The sequence below is a fragment of the Achromobacter sp. FW305-C-30-7 genome, assembly GCF_058783105.1.
Genome location: NZ_JBYSYI010000014.1, coordinates 72063 through 89695 on the forward strand (window position 1 = coordinate 72063; position 17633 = coordinate 89695).

19 protein-coding genes and 1 pseudogene are annotated in these 17633 nt (G+C 65.4%); 7 read left to right on the forward strand and 13 right to left on the reverse strand.

The genetic code is table 11. The features are described from left to right. Positions 1-19 precede the first annotated feature (19 nt). A complete protein-coding gene (locus AC3WOB_RS29805) occupies positions 20-1144 on the forward strand; it encodes a C45 family autoproteolytic acyltransferase/hydrolase (protein WP_013394338.1) in 1125 nt (374 codons plus the stop codon). Here the strand turns inward: AC3WOB_RS29805 and AC3WOB_RS29810 are convergent. Continuing rightward, the gene (locus AC3WOB_RS29810) at positions 1129-2037 is read right to left on the reverse strand and encodes a LysR family transcriptional regulator (RefSeq protein WP_492277021.1); all 909 of its coding nucleotides are present in this window, start codon (positions 2035-2037) and stop codon (positions 1129-1131) included. The genes AC3WOB_RS29805 and AC3WOB_RS29810 overlap by 16 nt on opposite strands. 111 nt (positions 2038-2148) lie before the next feature. Between AC3WOB_RS29810 and AC3WOB_RS29815 the strand changes: the two genes are divergently transcribed. Both AC3WOB_RS29815 and AC3WOB_RS29820 read left to right on the forward strand, forming a co-directional pair. Next, complete coding sequence (locus tag AC3WOB_RS29815; protein ID WP_492277022.1) at positions 2149-2763, forward strand: nitroreductase family protein; 615 nt, start codon at positions 2149-2151, stop codon at positions 2761-2763. A 38-nt stretch (positions 2764-2801) separates the two neighbouring features. Beyond that, entirely contained in the window at positions 2802-3788 is a 987-nt protein-coding gene (locus AC3WOB_RS29820) for a zinc-binding dehydrogenase (protein ID WP_492277023.1), read from the forward strand. A 155-nt stretch (positions 3789-3943) separates the two neighbouring features. Here AC3WOB_RS29820 and AC3WOB_RS29825 read toward each other — a convergent pair whose 3' ends face one another. The 6 genes from AC3WOB_RS29825 to AC3WOB_RS29850 all read right to left on the reverse strand — a co-directional run bounded on the left by AC3WOB_RS29825 (position 3944) and on the right by AC3WOB_RS29850 (position 8649). Beyond that, entirely contained in the window at positions 3944-4468 is a 525-nt protein-coding gene (locus AC3WOB_RS29825; RefSeq protein WP_013394342.1) for a helix-turn-helix transcriptional regulator, read from the reverse strand. 4 nt (positions 4469-4472) lie between these two features. After that, a complete protein-coding gene (locus tag AC3WOB_RS29830; RefSeq protein ID WP_492277024.1) occupies positions 4473-4748 on the reverse strand; it encodes a hypothetical protein in 276 nt (91 codons plus the stop codon). Positions 4749-4988: 240 nt separating this feature from the next. Then, on the reverse strand, positions 4989-5402 hold the full coding sequence (locus tag AC3WOB_RS29835) for a PaaI family thioesterase (protein WP_013394344.1): 414 nt from the start codon (positions 5400-5402) through the stop codon (positions 4989-4991). 42 nt (positions 5403-5444) lie between these two features. After that, positions 5445-6662 carry a multidrug effflux MFS transporter gene (locus AC3WOB_RS29840; RefSeq protein ID WP_492277025.1) on the reverse strand — a complete coding sequence of 406 codons (1218 nt, stop codon included), beginning with the start codon at positions 6660-6662 and terminating at the stop codon, positions 5445-5447. Between the two features lie 31 nt (positions 6663-6693). Continuing rightward, a complete protein-coding gene (locus AC3WOB_RS29845; RefSeq protein WP_492277026.1) occupies positions 6694-7827 on the reverse strand; it encodes a thiolase family protein in 1134 nt (377 codons plus the stop codon). Positions 7828-7848: 21 nt separating this feature from the next. Then, positions 7849-8649, reverse strand: a complete 801-nt coding sequence (locus AC3WOB_RS29850) for an SDR family NAD(P)-dependent oxidoreductase (protein ID WP_492277027.1) — start codon at positions 8647-8649, stop codon at positions 7849-7851. A 124-nt stretch (positions 8650-8773) separates the two neighbouring features. On the opposite strand from AC3WOB_RS29850, the gene AC3WOB_RS29855 reads away from it, so the two are divergent. Then, positions 8774-9727 (forward strand): GlxA family transcriptional regulator, encoded by a 954-nt coding sequence (locus tag AC3WOB_RS29855; RefSeq protein ID WP_492277028.1) that lies wholly within the window; start codon positions 8774-8776, stop codon positions 9725-9727. 93 nt (positions 9728-9820) lie between these two features. Next, on the forward strand, positions 9821-11434 hold the full coding sequence (locus tag AC3WOB_RS29860) for an NAD(P)/FAD-dependent oxidoreductase (protein WP_013394349.1): 1614 nt from the start codon (positions 9821-9823) through the stop codon (positions 11432-11434). A gap of 63 nt (positions 11435-11497) precedes the next feature. On the opposite strand, the gene AC3WOB_RS29865 is transcribed toward AC3WOB_RS29860, so the two are convergent. The 6 genes and pseudogenes from AC3WOB_RS29865 to AC3WOB_RS29890 all read right to left on the reverse strand — a co-directional run bounded on the left by AC3WOB_RS29865 (position 11498) and on the right by AC3WOB_RS29890 (position 15264). Beyond that, on the reverse strand, positions 11498-11734 hold the full coding sequence (locus AC3WOB_RS29865) for a tautomerase family protein (RefSeq protein ID WP_207464147.1): 237 nt from the start codon (positions 11732-11734) through the stop codon (positions 11498-11500). Between the two features lie 52 nt (positions 11735-11786). Then, positions 11787-12134, reverse strand: a complete 348-nt coding sequence (locus AC3WOB_RS29870; RefSeq protein WP_492277029.1) for a hypothetical protein — start codon at positions 12132-12134, stop codon at positions 11787-11789. An 84-nt stretch (positions 12135-12218) separates the two neighbouring features. After that, positions 12219-12299, reverse strand: a pseudogene (locus AC3WOB_RS29875) (VOC family protein); the annotation flags it as partial. A gap of 60 nt (positions 12300-12359) precedes the next feature. Continuing rightward, on the reverse strand, positions 12360-13568 hold the full coding sequence (locus AC3WOB_RS29880) for a hypothetical protein (RefSeq protein WP_492277030.1): 1209 nt from the start codon (positions 13566-13568) through the stop codon (positions 12360-12362). A gap of 59 nt (positions 13569-13627) precedes the next feature. Further along, positions 13628-14635 carry a hypothetical protein gene (locus AC3WOB_RS29885; protein ID WP_492277031.1) on the reverse strand — a complete coding sequence of 336 codons (1008 nt, stop codon included), beginning with the start codon at positions 14633-14635 and terminating at the stop codon, positions 13628-13630. A gap of 23 nt (positions 14636-14658) precedes the next feature. Further along, positions 14659-15264: a hypothetical protein gene (locus tag AC3WOB_RS29890; protein WP_492277032.1), complete on the reverse strand. Its 606-nt coding sequence runs from the start codon at positions 15262-15264 to the stop codon at positions 14659-14661. 158 nt (positions 15265-15422) lie between these two features. Here AC3WOB_RS29890 and AC3WOB_RS29895 point away from each other — a divergent pair, with 158 nt between their 5' ends. Beyond that, positions 15423-16241 (forward strand): aminoglycoside adenylyltransferase family protein, encoded by an 819-nt coding sequence (locus AC3WOB_RS29895; protein ID WP_492277033.1) that lies wholly within the window; start codon positions 15423-15425, stop codon positions 16239-16241. A gap of 55 nt (positions 16242-16296) precedes the next feature. Continuing rightward, positions 16297-17583 (forward strand): D-glucuronyl C5-epimerase family protein, encoded by a 1287-nt coding sequence (locus tag AC3WOB_RS29900; protein ID WP_492277034.1) that lies wholly within the window; start codon positions 16297-16299, stop codon positions 17581-17583. Positions 17584-17633: the final 50 nt, after the last annotated feature.

A 17633-nucleotide genomic window follows, 5' to 3' on the forward strand; every position in this document is an offset into this window, starting at 1 on the left:
ACTCCGAATTGATGCTCCCATGAAATACGCCCCGTTTCCTCTCGTCTCGATCTCCGGCAGCCCCTTTGAACGTGGCGTGCAATACGGCCGCGCCGTGCCCGAACGCATCGCCCACAGCGCCCGGCACTATCGCGGCGAACTCGACAAGATCGGCACTCCCCCCGCCACCCAGGCCGCCCTGATCAAGGAGTTCGCCGACCAGATCCAGAAGTTCGACCCCGCGCACACCGAAGAGATGCGCGGCATCGCGGAAGGCGCCGGTTGCGCCTTCGACGACGTGGCGCTGATCAACGCCCGCACCGAGGTCATCGCCAAGGCGCGCCTGCAGGCCAAGATGGGCAACCTGGATCCCGCCGAAGGCGAATGCACCGCCGCCCTGGTCATGCCCGGGCGCAGCGCCACGGGCAATCTGATCCATGCCCACAACTGGGATTGGGAGCCAGACGCCTGCGACAGCACCATCGTGCTGCGCGCCACCCTGGAAACCGGCATCACCTTCCTGACGCTGGTGGAGGCTGGCGGCCTGGCGCGGCACGGCTTCAACTCGGCCGGCATCGGCCTGACCGGCAACTATCTCAGCAGCGACCGCGACTACACCCAGTCCGGCGTGCCCTTGAGCAGCGTGCGGCGGGCGGTCCTTAGCCAGCAGCACGTCGCCATCGCCATGCAACTGATCGCCGCCACGCCCAAGGCCTGCTCCAGCAACATGATCGTCAGCCAGGCCGGCTGGGTGATCGACTTCGAATGCGCGCCCGACGAGAGCTTTACGCTGCTGCCGCAGGACGGCCTCTTGACCCACTCCAACCACTTCATGAGCGAAGTGGCGCTGGGCAAGCTGCGTGAAGCTGGCCTGAAGAATGCCGTGGACACCTACTACCGGGCCTGGCGCGTGCGCCAGTTGCTGGACGCCTGCGGCCCCCGGATCACGGTGGCTGACGTGCGGCGCGCCCTGGCCGACGATTGGGCCACTCCCTATTCCGTCTGCCGTCCGCCGCGCGGCACCTTGACAGGCGGGCGCTCGGCCACGGTGGCGACCCTGGTGATGGACACTGCCGGCCACACCATGGATATCGCCGCCATGCCCTCTTTCGGGCAGTTCTTCACCCGCTATGGCCTGACGGGCGAGGCCTATTCCATCGACTGATCGGGCAGGCAGGACCGAGCCCGCGCTTCGTCCTGCCAATACTCGCGGCAAAAATCCAGATACGCCCGCACAACGGACGAAGGATGCCGGTGCGAGGGATACAGCAAATTCAGTTCCTGTTCCGGCAAGGGGTACCCATCGAGCACGCCCACGAGCCGCCCCGCGCGCAGGTCTTCGGCGGCAAGGAACAATGGCAATTCCGTCACGGCCTGGCCGGATAGCGCGCGGTGGCGCAAGTGGGCGTAGTCGTTCGTGGACAGGATCGGGCGCGGATGGAACGCCGTTCCCCCCAGATGCCATACCGGCGGCTCGTAGCCTGCGCGCGCCCAGGCCGCGCAAGGCAGCCGGTGCAGGTCTTCCGGCACAGTGGGATAGCCCAGCCGTTCGAGCAAGGAGGGACTGGCGACCAGCCGGTGCCGGTATTGCAGGATTTTCCGCGCAACCATGGACTCATGTTCGATCGCGCCCACGCGCAGGGCCACATCGATGCCGTCGACAATCAAGTCGACGCGCCGCTCCGTCGTGTGGACAAAGAGCCGTATGCCCGGATAACGCTGCTGGAACGCAGCCAGCAGGTCCCACCAGATATCGAACGACGGCGGCAGCGACAGGCGCAGCAGTCCCTCCAGTTGGCGCTGCGCATTGAGCACCGCCTCTTTCGCGTCCATCAAGGCCTCGATGCCGCGGCTGGCGTGCTCGTATAGCCTGGCGCCGGCATCCGTCAACTTCGTTCCCCTGACTGAACGCTCGAACAGCTGCACGCTGAGTTGCTTCTCGAGTTCGCGGATGCGGCGGCTCAAGGTGGGCAACGGCACACCGGTGTGCGCCGCGGCAGCGGACAAGCTGCCTGCGTGCACCACGGCGACGAACATCTCGACCGCGTTGAGGTCCATTCATTCCTCTCAATTTCGATAGGAAGTTTATCGGTTTTGGCGATTCCGGCAAACCTGCGCTATCGGCATAGTGAGGGCGTGTTCCCTCTAATCCGATCACTGGAGATCGCCATGAAAACCGTAGAAACACTATTGAAATCAAGAGTTTCCACCAATAAATATGACTCTGGCCGCACTTTATCAGACCTGGAAATCGATAAGCTCATCCAGCTGGCGACCCTGGCCCCCTCTGCCTTCAATGTCCAGAATTGGAAGTTTGTGGCGGTACGCAGCGCCGCCGGCAAAGCCAAGCTGCTGCCGCTAGCCTATGGTCAGGCAAAGGTCGCCGACGCCGCCGTCACGTTCATCGTTTGCGGAACGCTCGCGCCCCATGCCACGCTGCCCGCCGCGCTCCAGCCCTCGGTCGAGCGCGGCATTCTGGACGACGCGACCCACGCGGGCTGGGTCGCCGCCGCGAACAGCATGTACAGCGACAACCCGGCGCTACAGCGCGACGAAGCCATACGCTCGGCCTCGCTCGCCGCCATGACGTTGATGCTGGCTGCGCAGGATCGCGGCCTGGCTTCCGGGCCCATGATCGGGTTCGATCCGCAAGGCGTTACCGCGGCTTTTGGCCTGCAAGCCGACGAAGTGCCGGTCATGCTCGTGACCGTCGGCTACGCCGCTCCCGGCAACTGGCCGCAGAAGCCTCGTAAAGCCACTGCCGACGTCCTGTCCTACGCCTGACCCGTCCACACACACTTGATTCTGAACAAGGAAAAGCCATGAAAGCCTATGTCATTGAGCAAGCCGGCGGCCCGGAAACGCTTCAGATCCGCGACATCCCGCCAGTCGCGCCGCAAGCCGGTGAAGTGCGCATCCGCGTGCGCGCCTTCGGTCTGAACCGCGCCGAAACCTACTTGCGCGCCGGCAAGATGGGGCCGATAGACGCCCCGCGCGTACCCGGCATCGAGGCGGTCGGCGAAATCGTCGAAGACGCTTCCGGCACCTTCCGCATCGGACAGCGCGTGGCCACGGCCATGGGCGGCCTGCAGTTCACCCGGCATGGCAGCTATGCCGAAGAGGTTACCGTGGCGCTGGCCAACGTGATCGACCTGGACGGAACCACGCTGTCGTGGGAAGAGCTTGCCGCCCTGCCGCAGGCATACTTGACGGCCTGGGGCGCGCTGGACAAGAGTCTGGCGATCAAGTCCGGACAATCGCTGCTGGTGCGCGGCGCGACCTCGACCGTGGGTCTTGCGGCCGTGTCCTATGCGAAATCCGCCGGCTTGCGGGTGGTGGCGACGACCCGCTCCGCAGGCAACGAAGCGCGTCTGCTGCACGCCGGCGCGCACCAGGTCATCGTCGACACTGGCGCGGTGGCCGGGACCGCGCGGCGTAACTTCCCCGATGGCATCGATGCTGCGCTGGAGGTCGTCGGCGCGGCCACCTTGCGCGACACCGCCAGCGCTTTGCGGCCATTCGGCGCCGTCGCGGTCGTCGGACTGCTGGGCGGGCCTCCCTTGCTTGAACAATTCAACCTGATGGCGGATCTGCCCCCTGCCGTGCGGCTCAGCTTTTTTCCGAGCCAATTGTTCGGTACGCCCGCCTTGCCGCTGGACAAGGCGCCGTTGCGCTCGATTGCCGACGACATCGCCCGCAAACGCCTGCCGTCGCTACTGGAGCGCACCTTCGCATTCGACGAAGTGCGGCAGGCTCATGCACTGATCGAAGGCGGCCGCGCACCCGGCAAACTTGTCGTGCGCATGTAATGCCGCAAGCATGCCGATTCGCGCACGGCGCTCCGGCCTCCCCCCGGCGTGCTGCGTGACGATCTGCACAACGCCCGACCATGGCTGCAAGACAATCTGCCCGCGCGCAACTGCCGTGCACCATGGCCGGCAGGTCCCTGAGCGAGCGGCGGTCCTCAGGCCAGCAAGGCGTCCAGCTCGCGGAAAACTGGCGCCGTCAGCCGCTGCCCTTCTTTCGCCGCGTTGACCTGCAAGGCCACGCGCGCCACGTCCATGACACTTTCTGCTTGCGGATAGTCGCCCTTGGCCTGCAGCCAGGCCAGCACGTCCGCCAGGTGCCAGATCGAGGTACTGCCCTCGTGGACCGGCAGCGGAAAGCTGTCTGGATAAGCCAGCATGAGCTTGCGCATGTTCTGACGCGAAACGCCCACGATTTCGGCCACGTCGGTCAAACCCACCAGATCGGGCGCGGCCTCGATCAGCTTCGCGGATGGCTCCGCGCGCCTGACGTCTGCCAGCGCCGAGCGCACCGCGGCTTCCGCGCTTTTGGCTTCTCGGGTGAACTCGAGCGCCAGGCGTCCCGGCAGCCCGGTGCCGACCAGGGCATCGTCGCAACCGGCCGCGCCCAGGCGTTCGACCAGCGCATCCATATCGTGATCGGCGTCGGCAAGCTGGTACTTCAAGGTAAAGGTGTATTCCATCGCGCTACTCCCAGATGCCACCGCCTGCCTCGGGCAGGTCACGGCGCGCAGTACAGTTGTTCACGACGCGCCGCAAGGCGCGCGCATGATTGCCAGGATTCTTTGGCGTGCTCCAGACGCTGGTGATGCAGAATTCGCCGCAGCGGCATTCCGCAACATTGCTGGGGCAATAGATCCGGCCCCAGGCGTGGCTGCCGCCAACTTCCACGCGCCAACCGTTTTCTTCGGCGTGGCGGAGTGCTGCCTCTACCTCTTTCTTGGGATGGGACGGACGAGCCATCATTGGTATCCAGTATGAAGACGTTCAATTCGGTTGTCAATAGACAACCATAAACAGCTTCAGGGATGCCAGTGGCGCGAATAGTGTCCTTTGCGGCCACGACCGCTGGCCCTGAAAGCCGACGTTGCAGCTTATCGAGGGCACTCGCGGTAACCAAGGCGGAATCCGTCTGAAAAACGGACGAAAGGACTGGAATGGCTTGCGGGTTCTACCGCTGCGGCCCCTCGCGAGGCCGCGCGTTCACCAGAGAATGATCTGCGAACAGCGGAATAGCGACAGCTTGCGGCCGCTTGCGTCGACCACGGTCGCGGACCAGATCTGGGTCGTGCGCCCCATGTGTTCCGCCACCGCTTCAACGGTCAGCACGCCTTCCTTGGCGGTGCCCAGGAAGTTCGATTTCAGCTCCAGCGTGGTGAAGCCCTTTGCGCCTTCCGGCAGATGCGCCAGGGTGGCATAGCCGGCGCAAGTGTCGGCCAACATCACCTGGCTGGCGGCATGCAGGTATCCGTTGGGCGCCATCATCCACGGCGCCACGGTCATTTCCATGGACATGCGCCCCTCTTCGATCGACAAGGGCCGTACGCCGAAGGTGTCGGGCAGCGTGCCTTGCTGGCGTTGGAAGAGGCGATCTATGGTTTCACTGGAGCGCAGCATGGCATGTTCCTATGCAGAGGGTTGTCGCGAAGAAGGAAAATACTATCCCAGGCGCCGGCGCGCCATCAGCGCCGCCAACGCCAGCATCGAGGCCACGGCCAGCACCAGGCCCAGGGTCGTCGCCGGACTGCCGCCCGCCAGGCTGGCCAGTGCCGTCATGCCGCCCGCGCAAGCCATCTGCAGGCCGCCCAGCAACGAGGACGCCAATCCTGCCTGGCGGCTGAACGGTCCCAGCGCCATGGCGGTACCCAGCGGATTGACCAGCCCCATGCCGAACAGGTACAGCGCCACGGCGGCCGTGAACTGCGGCAGGCCGCTATCCTCGCCGCCCGCCAGCAAGGTCAGCGCGCCGGCCAGCGCCACCGCGCAGCCGGCCCGGGCCACACCGGCCGCGCCAAAACGGTGGGCCAGGCGCGGCGCCAGCATGCCGGCGGCGAACACCACGAACACCGTGCAGGCGAAGAACAACCCCAGCTGCAGCGCGCTCAGGCCGATGCGCCCCATGAGCATGGCTGGCGTGGCCGCGAAAATGGCATACAGGCCGCCAATAACCACGCTCACGGCCAACGCCGGGCGAATGAACCGCCGGTCCCGCGCCAGGTCCGCATAACCGCGCAGCACGGCAGCCGGCGTCGCCGCCGCCCGCCGGTCGGCCGGGTGCGTTTCCCCCACCGCCGCCACATAGGCCAGCGCCAGGACCAGCCCCAGGGCCGCGACCAGCGCGAAGCTGGCGCGCCAGCCCGGCCCATACTCCATCGCGCTGCCCAAGAGCGGCGAGAAGCCCGGCGCGGCGGCCATGGCCACCATGGTCAGCGCCAGGGTGCGCGACAGCGCTTCGCCTTCGAACAGGTCCCGCGCAATCGCCCGCGACAGCACCGCGGCCGCGCATACGCCCAGGGCTTGTATCACCCTGCCCGCCACCAGCAGCGGCAGGGTCGGCGCCCAGGCGCAGACCAGGCAGCCGACGATGAACAAGGCCAATCCGCCCAGCACCGGCGCACGCCGCCCCCAGCGGTCCGATACCGGCCCGGCGAGCAACTGCCCCATGGCGAAGGCCAGGAAAAAGCTCGACAGCACCAGGCCCATGTCGCGCGTGTCCACGCCGAGTTCTGACGCCATGCGCGGAAAGGCCGGCAGGATGATGTTGGTGGACAGCGGCCCCAGAGCGGCCAGCCCGGCGAGCACGGCCAACAGGCGGCCGGTCAGCCTGACGGGAGCGGCAGCGTCGCGGCCCAGGGCAAGGGAGGTCGGGTTGTTCATGGTTCGATGAGGTCAGGTTGTCGATCGAGATTCAGGGCCGTTCCAGCACCGTGGCAATGCCCTGCCCGCCGCCTATGCATTGCGTGGCCAGCGCATAGCGCCCCTGGCTGCGAGCCAGCAGCGCCGCGGCCTTGCCGGTGATGCGCGCGCCCGTGGCGCCCAGGGGATGGCCAATGGCCAGGCCGCCGCCGTCGATGTTCACACTGTCCATGTCCAGGCCCAACTCGCGGATGCAGGCCAGCGCTTGCGACGAGAAGGCTTCGTTGATCTCCACCACGTCCAGGTCGGCCACCGCAAGTCCCGCGCGCGCCAGCGCCTTGCGCGTGGCAGGTATCGGGCCTATGCCCATGACAGCCGGATCCACGCCCACGGTCGCGAAGCTGCGGATGCGAGCCAGCGCCTCCAGGCCATGGCGCGCCGCAAAGTCGTCGCTGACGACCAACACCGCCGCCGCGCCGTCGGTCAGCGGCGACGAGGTGCCCGCCGTGACCGCGCCATCGGCGCGGAACGCCGGCTTGAGTCCCGCCAAAGCCTCCAGCGAAGTACCCGGGCGGATGCAACCGTCGGCATCGACCAGCTCGCCGTCCGGCAAGCGGATAGGCACGATCTCGGCGGCCAACAGTCCCTGCTCGCGCGCCGCAGCGGCCTTGCGGTGGGATTGCAGCGCCAGCAGTTCTTGGTCGGTGCGGCTGACATTCCAACGCTGCGCCACGTTCTCCGCCGTCTCGCCCATGGAGAGGTAGGCGTCGGTCGTCGCCTGCAGCTCGGGATTGGGCGAAAAATTGAAGCCGCCCTGCGGCACCATCGTCATCGACTCCACGCCCACGCAGAGAAAAGCCTCGCCCATGCCCGCCTCGATCTGCGCCGCCGCGATGTGCACCGCCTGCATCGACGAACCGCAGAAGCGGTTCACGGTCATGCCGCCCACCTCCTGCGGCAGGCCGGCAAGCAGGCCGACGATGCGCGCCAGGTTGTTGCCTTGGGCGGCCTCCGGATAGGCGCAACCGAGGATCACGTCCTCCAGCAGCGCGGGATCCAGATCCGTGCGCCGCAGCAGGCCCTGCACCACCTGCGCGGCTAATGTGTCGGGCCGCACATCGGCCAGCCGGCCCTTGCGGGCAAAGTGGAAAGGCGAACGCGCGTAGGCGGCAATCACTGCTTTCATGGTTTCAGCCCCAAGGAATGGTCAGACCGCGGCCGCGTAGCGCTGCGCAACGGTATTGCTGGACAGGTGTCCCGCCATGGTCAGGCGTGCGGCTTCGAAGGCGTCCCATTCCTCGCTAGCATGCAGCGAGGGGATCGTGACCTTCTCGCCCCGCGCGAAGCCCAGCAAGGCGGCATCGACCAGATCTTCGGCACGCATCACGATGCGCTGGTCCAGCGTTTCCACCGGCAGGCCGCCGATGGCCCAGAAGTCCGTGGCCGTGGCGCCGGGCAGCACCGCCTGAACCTGCACGCCGGTCCCGGCCAACTCGTGCTGCAGCGACTGGCTGAACGCGAGCACGAAAGCCTTGCTGCCGCCGTAGACGCCGTTCAAGACCTCGGGCGCGAGAGCCACGATGGAAGCGATATTGATGATGGCGCCCCGGCCGCGCGCCACGAAACCCGGGACGGCCGCATAAGTCAGCCGCATCGGCGCGGTGACGTTCAGTTCCACCATGCGCGTCATCTGCTCCACGTCGCTTTGCAGCAGCGGCGTATGCGTGCCGATGCCCGCGTTGTTCACCAGCAAGGTGATGCTGGCATCCTGGCGCAGTTGTGCCTCCACCCGCGCCAGCGAAGCGCGGTCGCCCAGGTCCGCGGGCAGCACCTCCACGGCGCGGCCGGTGCGCGTGCTGATGTCGCTGGCCAAGGCGTTCAGGCGCTCCCGGTTGCGGGCGACCAGTATCAGGTCATAGCCCTGCTGCGCGAGTTTGTGCGCGTATAGCGCGCCGATGCCGCTGGATGCGCCCGTGACGAGAGCGGTGCCGGGTTGGGTTTGTGCCATGGTGAGACTCCTGGGGAGGTCATTGCGATGGGATCCATGTTGGGGCTTGCCGGGGATGGCGTAAATGACGTATATAGTCATTAATAAGGACATACGCAGGACATAAACCTGCAAGGACGCCCCCATGCACCGCATCGGTTACATACTTCCCGAAGGCTTCCAGATCATTGGCCTGGGCACGCAGGCCGTGTTCGAACTCGCCAATGTGATGGCGCGCGAACCCTTTTATGCCCTGGACAGCTATGCCCTGGAGGGCGCGGTGCGCGCTTCGGCGGGCCTGACGGTGCAGGCCCGTCCGCTCACCGCCCGCAGCCAGGCCGACACCTGGCTGGTGACCGGCGTGCTGTCTCCCCTTTCCAGGCCCGTGGCGCCCGAACTCCCCCGGCTGCTCGAAAAACTCGCGCCTCGCTCGCGCCGCGTCGCCGGCCTGTGCACCGGCGCATTCCTGCTGGCCGACGCCGGTCTGCTGGATGGACGGCGCGCCACCACGCACTGGCATTGGGCCGACGCCTTGCAGCAGCGCCACCCGCGCGTGCAGGTCGAGGCCGACCGCATCTATATCGCCGACGGGCCGGCTTGGACCTCCGCCGGCATGACGGCGGAAATGGACCTGGCGCTGGCGCTGGTGGAAAAGGACCTGGGCGCCGATGTCGCACGCTCGGTGGCGCACCGCCTGGTCATGCACCAGCGCCGCTCGGGCGGCCAATCACAGCACTCGGAAATGCTCAGGCTTGCGCCCAAATCCGATCGCATCCAGCAAGCGCTGGAGCATGCCCGCCGCAACCTCGCCCAGCCCCTGAGCGTGGAGGATCTGGCCCAGGCCGCCAGCCTGAGCCCGCGCCAGTTCAGCCGCGTGTTCACGGCCGAAACCGGCCAGTCGCCCGCCAAGGCCATCGAGGGACTGCGGCTGGAAGCCGCGCGCCTCATGATAGAAAGCAGCCGCCACCCGCTGGAAGTGGTGGCCAGGGAGACCGGTTTCCGCGACCGGCGCCACCTGCGCGAGGCTTTCCTGCGCGGCTTCGGCATGCCGCCCCAGGCCCTGCGGCGCGACGCGCGTACCAGCCCGCCCGCCTCCTGAGCCGGCGCCAAGCAGCCGGCCGCCGCCTGCCTACCGTCCAGTACAATCCGCGTTTGGCGACGTTGTGCTCGCCCGTTTTGTCTGGATCCCTGCATGTTGCGACTGTCTGAAATCAAGCTGCCGTTGAATCACACGCCCGAGGAATTGCCTGCCGCGATTCTCAAGAAACTAGGCGTTCCGGCCAGCGACCTGCGCGCCCACACCGTGGCCTCCCGCAGCTACGACGCGCGCAAGAAGCACAACATCCTGCTGATCTACACGCTGGATATCGACGTTGCAAACGAGGCAGCGCTGCTCCAGCGTTTTCACGACGACCGCAACGTCAAGCCCACGCCCGATACCGAATACAAGTTCGTCGCCCAGGCGCCCGCCAGCCTGGACAAGCGCCCCATCGTCATCGGCACCGGACCCTGTGGCCTGTTCGCGGGACTGGTCCTGGCGCAGATGGGTTTCAAGCCCATCATCCTGGAACGCGGCAAGGCCGTGCGCGAACGCACCAAGGACACCTGGGGCCTGTGGCGCAAGCGGGTACTGAACCCGGAGTCGAACGTGCAGTTCGGCGAAGGCGGCGCCGGCACTTTCTCCGACGGCAAGCTGTACAGCCAGATCAAGGACCCCAAGCATTACGGCGAAAAAGTACTCAAGGAATTCGTGCTGGCCGGCGCACCGGAAGAAATCCTCTACGTGAGCAAGCCGCACATCGGCACGTTCCGCCTGGTCGGCATGGTCGAAGTCATGCGCGACACCATCACCAAGCTGGGCGGCGAGGTCCGCTTTTCCAGCAAGGTCGAAACGGTGCAGCGGGAAAACGGCCGGATCACCGGCGTAACCCTGGCCGGCGGCGAACATATCGAGGCCGACCACGTCGTGCTGGCCATCGGCCACAGCGCGCGCGACACCTTCCAGATGCTGCATGATCAGGGCGTGTTCATGGAGGCCAAGCCGTTCTCCATCGGCTTCCGCATCGAGCATCCGCAATCGCTGATCGACCGTGCCCGCTTCGGGCCCAACGCCGGCCATCCGATCCTGGGCGCGGCGGATTACAAGCTGGTGCACCACGCCAACAACGGACGCTCGGTGTACAGCTTCTGTATGTGCCCGGGCGGCACCGTGGTGGCCGCCACCTCCGAACCCAACCGCGTGGTCACCAACGGCATGAGCCAGTACTCGCGCAACGAACGCAACGCCAACGCGGGCATCGTGGTCGGCATCTCGCCCGAAGTCGATTATCCCGAGCATGTGCTGGCGGGCGTGGACTTCCAGCGCCAATGGGAATCCCAGGCGTTCGAGCTGGGCGGCCGCGACTACAGCGCGCCTGGCCAGTTGGTCGGCGATTTCATCGCGGGCAAGGCCTCGACCGAATTCGGCTCCGTGCAGCCGTCTTACACGCCGGGCGTGCATCTCACCGACCTGGCGACCGCCCTGCCCGAATACGCCATCACCGCCATCCGCGAGGCGCTGCCGGTGTTCGACAAGACCATCAAGGGTTTCGGCATGCACGACGCCGTGCTCACGGGCGTCGAAACCCGCACTTCATCGCCGATCCGCATCAAGCGCGACAACGAAACCCTGCAGAGCATCAACACCGAGGGCTTGTTCCCGGCAGGCGAAGGCGCGGGCTATGCCGGCGGCATCCTGTCGGCGGGCGTGGACGGCATCAAGATCGCCGAGGCGGTAGCCATGAGCATCATGAGCCGGCAAGGGTAATCAGACGCGCTTGCGGCGCCCGGGTTCCTGCATGGCAGAGCCTTGCAGCCCGGGCCGGCATTCCTAGCCCCTGCCTTGCGGTTTGACGCCCGGCGTCGGCGCCCTGCCCGCCCGCATCTCGGTGGTCGTCACTCCCCCGAAGCCCCAGTTGTCCGTATCGATTTCCTCGATCACGACATGCGTCCACTCGGGCGGCTTGTGCAGCACGCGTTCTAGCGTCTCGGTGACTTCGCGGATGACCTGCGCCTTTTGCTCGGCGGTAACGCCATCGCGGGTAATGCGGATACTGACGAACGGCATGACTTTCTCCTGGTTGAAGTGCCTGTGCCCGTCGCCACGCCGGAGGTCGTTCTCAATCCAGCTTGGGATCAGGAAACGGCAGCTTATCCTGGGAAACGCTGGGCTGCGCTTTCCACTTGCCATCCTGCTTGTAGAAGTCCATCTGGTTCTCGCTGACCGCGGCCCCCAAGGTCACCGCGACCGTGCAGGCGACCTGGCCCGGATACGTGGCATCGACCGCCGGAATGCAGGTACCCAGCTTGACCTTGGACGGCCGGGGCATGCCCGTGTCCGCCAGCATGTCGACGATCGCATCCGTCGCTTCGGGAATGGAAGGCAGGACCAGATCCTGGGCCTGGACCATGCCGCCCACCCCCAGCAATGCAACCATCGACGCCACGGAAATCAAGGGCTTGAACATGCGCCAGCTCCATCACAATTGAGACCGGCGCAGCTTAAAGGAAGCGGCCTCGCACCACCGTAACAGAGCGATACGCAACTATTCCTAAGGCAGCATCTGAGGGTTGTAGACCACTTCCCACAAATGTCCGTCCGGATCCATGAAGTAGCCCGCGTAGCCTCCATGAATAGCCTGTGCGAAGCAATCCACGCCCGCCGGCCGCGGCGCGGGGCGGGAAGCAAAGTCTCAGTAGTCCCTCGCCTCGTCGAACCAGCGCTGCGTCTGCGCTTCGCTTATACCCAGCCGTTCGACCTGAGCAAACTGGCTGAACTGCCACACCGCCTCGCCTATGTCTTCGCGCTCCGCGGTCTCGATCCCCTTCATGCCGTTGAAGTGGCGGGTAAAGGCGGAGATTGCGGCTTGCACCTCGGCGGCATTGCTTGCGCTTTCCAGCGCCGACCGGGCCGTGCCGTAGGCCGAATTCGCCGACTTCGCCATGCGGCTGTTCCAGCCCGAGAATGGCCGGCCGTACTCGCTTTGCCACCACTCCCGCTTGCGCAGTTGGGAGACGGAGTTGTAACCGCCCCATGCGCGGACCTTCTCCCGCGCCTTCATCTGCGCCTTCAAGCGCTTGCCCGCGGCTTCGTCGACGTTGTAGGCGATGAACCTATCCAGCGCGGGCCAACTGGCCAGTTCCGGCAAGCCGTCCAGATCGGGCGTGAACCGGATCTCCAGACTTGTCAGGCGCGGCAGGCGGGCAAGCGCCTCCCAGCCGCTGAAGCCGCCCCAGAGCGACAGACTCTCCAACGCCGGAAAGCGATCGATTCCCTGCAGCGAAATGGGCTGCCCCAGCGGCGCGCCGTGCAGCGCCAGCGCGCGCACTTCCTGCAGCGGGCCGAGGTCGGGCAAGGCGTAAGGCCCCGCGCCAGTCCGGCGCCCCAGCGCCGGCCGCAGCAACAACATGTCGGGCAGTTCGCCCGCCACGGCAACGCGCGTCAGGTCGCCAAACAGTTCCAGGTCACGGACCTGAGGCAACCTGGCTTCAAGATGCCCCGACACCTGGTCCAGCCGGATGCGCAGCGTCTCGATTCTTGCCGCGCCTGCGTCGATGGCGCGCCTGCCTGAGTATGCCGGCGCCCAGCTGAACTGCTCGATTTCACGATCCTGCGACCAGCCGAAGAAACCGCTGTCGTTGCCGTAATAATCGATATGCCGCGGCCACGGCGAGCCGGCAGGCGTGGAGAACGGTTCAAATGCAGCCCAGTTGATGGCCTCGTCGCCAGCCACGTGCAGATCAGCCTTCTTGCCCATGCTGGCCGGGCCGATGATCAGATTGCCGCGCCCTGCTTCGCGTGCGAAGACATGGCTGCCCGCTGCGGTCAGGCTCACCTGATAATGCCCTGCCTCGCTCACCGAGCCTGCGGGCTCGCCGGACACGTCTATGGGTACGGACACACGACTCTCCTTTTGCTTGGCGGAATCCACTGATGACAATCCCGCCGATTCATTGACGCCTACGCAGGCTCGCCGTCCACACGGAAGAACAGTGCAGTCTGCCCCTTCAGGCCGCCATCCAGGAATTCGAACTCGACGCGCCTGCCCGGTTCGACCACGTCGCCCAGGTATTCGACCCGATACATCACGCCGCCGATACGGTAGTTGTGGACCAACGAGACGATCGAGGAGTTGGGGCTGCGCAACCGATAGACCACGGCCTCTTCGACCACTCCCCGCACACCATGTTTGTATAGCCCCCGCTGCAGTTTGCGACTGCGCATGCCGAACAGCATCCCCAGGATCGCAAAGATCGCCGCGACGAACAGCAGTGGGGGCAAAAACAGCCCTCCCACCAGCGGCACAAGGGCAAAGATCAGCATGAACTTGCGCGCATCCAACTCTTCCCTGCGCACGGCCGCACGGTCCGCATCGCTGATTTCCTCGACAGCGACCAGGGACTCCGCGCTCATGGGGTACTCCGCCCGCAACAGCACGGCAGGCGCGTCTGGCTGCAGGGTCAGCAGGTGCAGGCGCACGGGCAGATCCGTCAAGCCCACGGCCGTCACCGGCCCGTGCCCGCTACGCGTGTCGCTGGTGATCTCGTTCCAGAACGGCAAGGCTGCCTCCACGCGCTGCTCGCCGAATCCGTAGCACACGCCCGGCGTCGAGCCACCCGGACCGAATGAGGTCAGCCGGCCTGAAACGATCTGCTTGGCCAGCCGTCCCTTGAGCGCCCGGTCGAGGCTGCGCCAGCCCTGCGGCATACGCAGCAGCTTGCGCCCGAAAAACACCGCCAGCGCTCCCATCACGGTGATGGCCGCCAGCAATATCGCGCCCACGCCGAAGTCCAGCGTGCGCCACTCGGACAGGCCAAGCGCGACAAAGGTCAACACGGCAAGCGCCAGCAGCAGCACCACGAAGACGCCGAACCCGGCCATCAGCAGTCTCCCGCGGCTGCATTTGCGCAGCAGCAGGATGTCGTCGTCAGTAAGCGGGGCGTCCTCGACTTGCAGGGTCTGGTTCATGCGCTGATCGCTGCCTCCCTTGCTCAATAGGTTCCGATGGGAACCTCGATCTTCAGCGGCGCGGCGCCATTGGCTGGGCGCAGGCTATATGTGTAAACGCCGCCATCATCGTCGGCGAGCGCCGTATCCTTGCGCTCCACGGCATAGCGCTGGCCATCGATCTCCAGCGTGCGTGCTGCGGCCGCATCGGCATAGTCGGGCACCAGCAGCCCGCCGACCCCGTCGCCGACATCGGCGAACTCGTAGTCGCGCAACTCCCCGTCGACCCGCAGCAACTGCACGCGCGGCCGGTAAGGCGCCGCGTCCAGGTTCCAGCCATTGGTCAGATCGGTGATCCAGGGGCCCGGAATGTCGTAGACGCTACCCAGCTGCTCCTCTGAAACCTCCGGCCCTTCCACCACCAGGCAGCACACAACCTTCCCTGCGCGGGAGTCGTAGACCGCCCAGTTGCTGCCGATGGCCGCCACGCCGGGCAGCATCGAGAAATGGAATTGCCGGTTGAACTGGCTATCCGACACTTGGCGCCAACCTCCGACATTGGGGACAGGCGCAGGCGATTGCGCCTGGCTGACCATTGCCATCAGGACGCCTGCGACCAGGGTGCCTGCTCGGAACAGTAAACGGATCATCTGAGTGCCTGTCTTGGGCTCATGGGGATCATGGGACTCGGGCCTAGCGCCGGCATAGTACCAGCGCCAGCTTCGCAGCCGTGGCCTGCGGGAACGAACAGTTCGCCGCTACAGCCATCGGTCTGCCGGCTGCGCGAAATCTTGGCTACTATCGACGTATGGCCCTACTGATCCCTCCTCCAATCGTCCCCCAGATCGCGCAAGCCAGAAGCCTCATCGAACGGCATCTAGGCGCTGACCTTGTCGCCATCCACCTGTTCGGCTCCGCCGTGGACGGCGGGCTGCAACCCCATAGCGATATCGACCTGCTCGTCACCGTGGCCCAGCCGCCGGGTGACGCCGCACTCCACGCCCTGGCCATGGCGTTGCTGGCCGTATCCGCTCCACCGGGTTCATCGCCCAGCTTGCGCGCGCTGGAAGTCACCGTGCTGGCGCATGAAAGCATCGTGCCCTGGCGCCACCCGGCCAGGCGCGAACTCCAGTTCGGCGAATGGCTGCGCGCCGACCTGGAGGCAGGTGTCGTGGAGCCGCCCATGATGGACCACGACCTGGCCATACTGCTCACCAAGGTCCGCGAACACAGCATCCCTATCGCAGGTCCGCAGGCTGGCCAGTTGCTCCAGGCCGTACCCAGCGAAGACCTGAAGCGCGCACTGCTCGACACCGTCGCGCAATGGAATACGCCCGATGACTGGGCCGACGAAGAAAAACACATCATCCTCGCGCTGGCGCGCATCTGGTACACGGCTGTCACTGGCGGCATCACCCCCAAGGCTCAGGCGGCGGCGTGGCTGCTGGAAAGGCTGGAACCACCCTATCGCCCCGTCCTGAACAAGGCGCGCGCGATTTACATCGGTTGCGCGGAGGACGATCTGGCTCGTTGCCCAACTGACGTGGAGGCGTTCATCACCCGCGCCCGCAACGCTATTGAAGGGATTTGCCGGCAAGGCCGCGGCCACGATTCAAAGCGCCCATAAGAACCCGAGTAGGATTCACGCCTACCCAAAAAACTGGAATCCAGTCACCCCTCAAATGCGCATCCTGATTCTTGCTACTGCCATTCTCCTCCTCTTGTCTACCCTGATCGGAGACCGGGGCCCCATTTACATGCCCAAGCCTGCAGAGGTGCAGGAGCTTAACGAGCGCCTGGCTGGCACATCTGGGCGCTACCATGACACGTCCTACCAGGCGTTCATGCAACAGTACGAGCCTTTCGGCGACTATTTGAATTGGGGAGAGTGGCGGGACTTCAAGGACGACGGCGAAATCGTCATGCACCAGAGCGGGCTTCCACAAGTCCGCGACGGCGACATGCTGTATTGGAACACCGTGGCCCTGAGTCACTATGCCCTGACGATGTACGGACGCCATCTACGCGGCGACAAAACGGCGCAACCAGCATTCTTCGCCGCCGTGGACAAGCTCCTGGAGCTGCAACGTGAGGATGGCGGCTTCCCCTACCCCTCCCGCCAGCACCGCCACACCACGTTGCAGGACGGCTGGGTGAGCGCCATGGCGCAGGGAAACGCGCTGAGCGTCTTCACCCGGGCGCTCAAGCTCAAAGACGATCCGCGCTATCGACGAGCTGGCGAACTCACCATGCAAAACCTGCTGACGCCGGTCGATCGGGGAGGCTCCTTCACGACGATGGCCGATCTCGACCCTTCCCTGTCGAAGTACGTCTTCTTTCCGGAGTACCCCAACACGCCTATCGACTACACGCTCAATGGCTACATGTTCGCACTGCTGGGCATCTATGACTGGTCGCAGGTCGCATCGAAAAATCAGGCGGAAGCTGCAAAGGCGTTCCGCGACGGAATGGCGACGTTGGACCGCATCCTGCCGCTGTTCGACATTGACGGGTACTCGGCCTACGACCTCGCGCATATCGTCTTGAAGCTTCCGCCCTATGTCGCGCCGGAGTACCTAGGCATCCACGTCTATCTGCTGCATGCGCTGGATTCCATAGCGCCAAGCAAGGTGCTCGCCCATTTTGAAAAAAAATGGCAGGCCAAGGTGGACGCAATGAATCAAACGCTCAAGTTCATCAAGATCGCGCCCTCTGCGTCCGCGGGAAAAGTGGGGCAGCCATTGACTGTAGAGCTGGACGCGGCCGGCGGCACCGGAAAGCAAAAGCTTTACAGGATGGAGGTGCGCCTGGATGGCTTGTGGACTCCCGTGTCCGAGTATGGCGAAGCGTCGACGCTAACGTGGACGCCTCAAGCATCAGGCTCCTACGTTCTCGGTTTCTATGTCAAGAATGCCGACTCGAAGCGGGAGTTTGACAACTTCAGGTACCAAGCCTTTGAGGTGGAGTAAGGCAAGCACGCTAACGACCGCCTCGCACTGCTTGCCGCCTGGACGGCACA